The organism is Actinobacillus ureae ATCC 25976, assembly GCF_000188255.1.
GTDB classification, from domain to species: domain Bacteria; phylum Pseudomonadota; class Gammaproteobacteria; order Enterobacterales; family Pasteurellaceae; genus Actinobacillus; species Actinobacillus ureae.
In genome coordinates, this window is sequence record NZ_GL831080.1 from 602,412 (window position 1) to 605,765 (window position 3,354).

Sequence of the window (3,354 nt, forward strand, 5' to 3'; positions counted from 1 at the left end):
TTGTCCAATAGAGGCATAGTTTTGCAAAACACCAACCTTTTTGTCTACTATGCCAACAAAAACGGCACAAGCATTTACTTGTGCCGTTTAGTTTATAGGCCTAACGCTTTACGTTGAGCATCTAACAATTGATTGATTCCTTGATGAGCGAGGTCGAGTAATTGTAATAATTCCATATGTGAGAACGGCTCACCTTCAGCGGTACCTTGTACTTCAACTAATCTGCCGTCTTCAACCATCACGACATTCATATCCGTTTCGGCATTTGAATCTTCAACATATTCCAAATCACATACCGCATTACCGTCCACGATACCGACAGAAATTGCTGCTACTAAACCTTTCATCGGATTTTCTTTCAGTACGCTGTCAGCGACTAATTTGCTCATCGCATCGTGTAAAGCTACACACGCACCGGTAATTGCCGCCGTACGAGTGCCGCCGTCCGCTTGAATCACATCGCAATCAACCGTAATCGTACGTTCGCCAAGTGCTTTTAAATCTACCACTGCACGTAATGAGCGCGCGATAAGGCGTTGAATTTCCATTGTTCTGCCGCCTTGTTTGCCTTTTGCCGCTTCACGTTGCATACGGCTGTGGGTTGAACGTGGCAACATACCGTATTCGGCGGTTACCCAGCCTTGCTGCTGACCTTTTAAAAAGCGAGGAACCGTTTCTTCCACGGTTGCATTACATAAAACTTTGGTTTCGCCGAATTCCACTAAAACGGAACCTTCTGCATAACGAGTATAGTGACGAGTAATTTTTACCGGACGAACTTGATTCAGTTCACGATTATTTGGGCGCATGATTTCTTCCTTTTGAATACTAAAATACTGGTTATTCTAACATTCAATCTTCATTTCAGCTACTTCATCGCTTAAAGCAATGCGCTTTCAGATACAATAATACCGTCTTCATCACTATATAAATAATGATTTGGTGTAAAGACCACATTACCAAATGATACCGAAATATCTACTTCACCGATGCCTACTTTGGCTGATTTTTTTGGATTAGTACCTAATGCTTTAATTCCGAAATCCATTTCATTGATTGCCACACTATCTCGAATAGCACCATAAATAATAATGCCTGCCCATCCGTTATTCATTGCAGTTTGTGCTAAGCGATCTCCCATCAATGCTGTGAGGCGAGAGCCGTGTCCATCAATCACCAATACCTCGCCATTACTTGGCATATTAACTAATTGTTGAATCAATACGTTATCTAAATGACAACGAACAGTCCGAATTTTCCCATAAAAACGTTTTCTTAAACCGAAAAGTTTAAAATCAGTTACGCATGATGCTAAATCAGGAAATTTGTCACATAAATCAGCAGTTTGAAAGTTTTTCATCATGATGCCCTTAATTTGAATAAAGCATATTTAGTTTGTAAAAGATAAAAAATAATCACTATGATGTAGCTCAAAGAAATCGAATTTATTCGTAGGTTTTTTTATTGAGCATTTCCCAGTACAATAGAACGGTAAATAGATATACAAGGAGATGACATATGATTTACAGTATGACCGCTTTCGCCCATTTAGAAATTAAAAAAGAATGGGGTAATGCCGTGTGGGAAATTCGCTCGGTGAATCAACGTTTTTTAGAAACTTATTTTCGTTTGCCGGAGCAATTCCGTAATTTAGAAATGACCTTGCGCGAGCGTTTACGTGCCTCACTAACACGCGGAAAAGTGGAATGTAGTTTACGTATCGAATTAAATAATAATCAAAGCAGTGAATTGGAATTAAATAAAGAGTATGCGGAAAAAGTAATCAGCTCGTTACAAACCTTGCGTAGCATTGCCGGCGAGGGCGAGATCAACTTAGTGGATATTTTACGTTATCCGGGGGTGGTTGATGCTCAAACACAAGATTTGGATCAAATCGGGCAAGACCTGTTAGCTGGTTTCGAACAAATTTTAGCGAACTTTATTGCGATGCGCGGTCGTGAAGGTGCAAATTTACAGGCATTAATCCAACAGCGTTTAGATACGATTGCCGAGATCGCAACCAAAGTGCAGGCGCAAATGCCGGAAATTCTGCAATGGCAGAAAGATAAATTACAACAACGTTTTGCCGAGCTGAATTTACAACTAGATCCGCAACGTTTAGAGCAAGAAATGGTATTAACCGCACAGCGTGTTGATGTGGCGGAAGAATTAGACCGCTTACAATTACACGCGAAAGAAACGACTAACGTCTTGAAAAAAGGTGGAGCGGTAGGTCGTAAATTAGACTTTATGATGCAGGAGCTAAATCGTGAATCCAATACGTTGGCATCAAAATCTATTAATGCGGACGTAACCAATTTAGCCGTTGAATTAAAAGTGTTAATCGAACAAATGCGTGAGCAAATTCAGAATTTAGAGTAGGTGTTTTATGACGTGTGAATGTAGCAAAATCAGCAATAGTCACCCAAATCTCTGCGTGCAACTTTCTCAGTATCGTTTAATTGAAATTGCAGGTGTAGATGCTGAGAAATATCTTCAAGGACAATTAACCTGTGATGTAGCGAAACTGGCAGAGGGAGAACATACCTTAACCAGCCATTGTGATCCGAAAGGCAAAATGAGTGCGTTAATCCGCTTATATCGTCAAGCGGCAGATAAATTTGTCGCTATGATTCATGTGGATTTATTACCGGAAGCGCTTAACCAATTGAAAAAATATGCGGTGTTTTCTAAGGTTACTTTCACTGAATTAGATACGCCGATTTATGGTGTAACAAGCGGTGAGATTTTGGCAAAACTTTGCGAAAATACGACCGCTTTAGTGATTCCGCAAGGACAAAAACGTGCGATTGTTTGGGGTGAAACTTTAGAAACTAACGCTGATAGCCAATTATGGGATTTAATCAACATTCAAGACGGGGTTCCGATTTTGCTAAAAGCGAATCAATTTGAATTGATTCCGCAGGCAACCAATTTACAAGCGGTCGAAAATGCGATTTCTTTTACCAAAGGGTGCTATATCGGCCAAGAAACGGTGGCGCGCGCGAAATATCGTGGTGCGAATAAGCGAGCAATGTTTACTTTAGTCGGTAAATTTGAAGGCGAAGTGAGCTTACCGGAGATTGGTGGCTCGATCGAAATGCAGCTCGGTGAAAATTGGCGTGCAACCGGTACAATCTTAAGCCGTGTGGCATATCAAAATAAACTTTGGCTGCAAGTGGTAATGAATAATGATGTTGAAGCGGATAGCGCATTTAGAATTAACGGAATTCCATTAGCGATTTGCGATTTGCCTTATAGCTTTAAAGACGCATAATAAAAAACGGAGAATGAAGATTCATTCTCCGTTTTTTTACATTTTATTTGGGGCTGTAGTAGATTAGCCCTAAATTT

Annotated in this window: 4 protein-coding genes; 2 read left to right on the top strand and 2 right to left on the bottom strand. The window is 40.3% G+C overall.

Annotated features, from left to right (window positions below):
* Nucleotides 1-92: 92 nt before the first annotated feature.
* Both rph and rraA read right to left on the bottom strand, forming a co-directional pair.
* Nucleotides 93-809, bottom strand: coding sequence for a ribonuclease PH (gene rph / locus HMPREF0027_RS03030; RefSeq protein WP_005622146.1), 717 nt, complete (start codon nucleotides 807-809; stop codon nucleotides 93-95).
* 71 nt (nucleotides 810-880) lie between these two features.
* Complete coding sequence (gene rraA, locus HMPREF0027_RS03035) at nucleotides 881-1,360, bottom strand: ribonuclease E activity regulator RraA (protein WP_244261832.1); 480 nt, start codon at nucleotides 1,358-1,360, stop codon at nucleotides 881-883.
* Nucleotides 1,361-1,518: 158 nt separating this feature from the next.
* Between rraA and HMPREF0027_RS03040 the strand changes: the two genes are divergently transcribed.
* Together HMPREF0027_RS03040 and ygfZ are read left to right on the top strand one after the other, a co-directional pair.
* Nucleotides 1,519-2,382 (top strand): YicC/YloC family endoribonuclease, encoded by an 864-nt coding sequence (locus HMPREF0027_RS03040; protein WP_005622150.1) that lies wholly within the window; start codon nucleotides 1,519-1,521, stop codon nucleotides 2,380-2,382.
* A 7-nt stretch (nucleotides 2,383-2,389) separates the two neighbouring features.
* The gene (gene ygfZ, locus HMPREF0027_RS03045; protein WP_005622152.1) at nucleotides 2,390-3,277 is read left to right on the top strand and encodes a CAF17-like 4Fe-4S cluster assembly/insertion protein YgfZ; all 888 of its coding nucleotides are present in this window, start codon (nucleotides 2,390-2,392) and stop codon (nucleotides 3,275-3,277) included.
* Nucleotides 3,278-3,354: the final 77 nt, after the last annotated feature.

What these genes read in the sequence shown, in the direction of transcription:
- rph (WP_005622146.1), bottom strand. Translation starts at nt 809, where the DNA reads ATGCGCCCAAATAATCGTGAACTGAATCAAGTTCGTCCGGTAAAAATT.
- ygfZ (WP_005622152.1), top strand. Translation starts at nt 2,390, where the DNA reads ATGACGTGTGAATGTAGCAAAATCAGCAATAGTCACCCAAATCTCTGC.
- rraA (WP_244261832.1), bottom strand. Translation starts at nt 1,360, where the DNA reads ATGAAAAACTTTCAAACTGCTGATTTATGTGACAAATTTCCTGATTTA.
- HMPREF0027_RS03040 (WP_005622150.1), top strand. Translation starts at nt 1,519, where the DNA reads ATGATTTACAGTATGACCGCTTTCGCCCATTTAGAAATTAAAAAAGAA.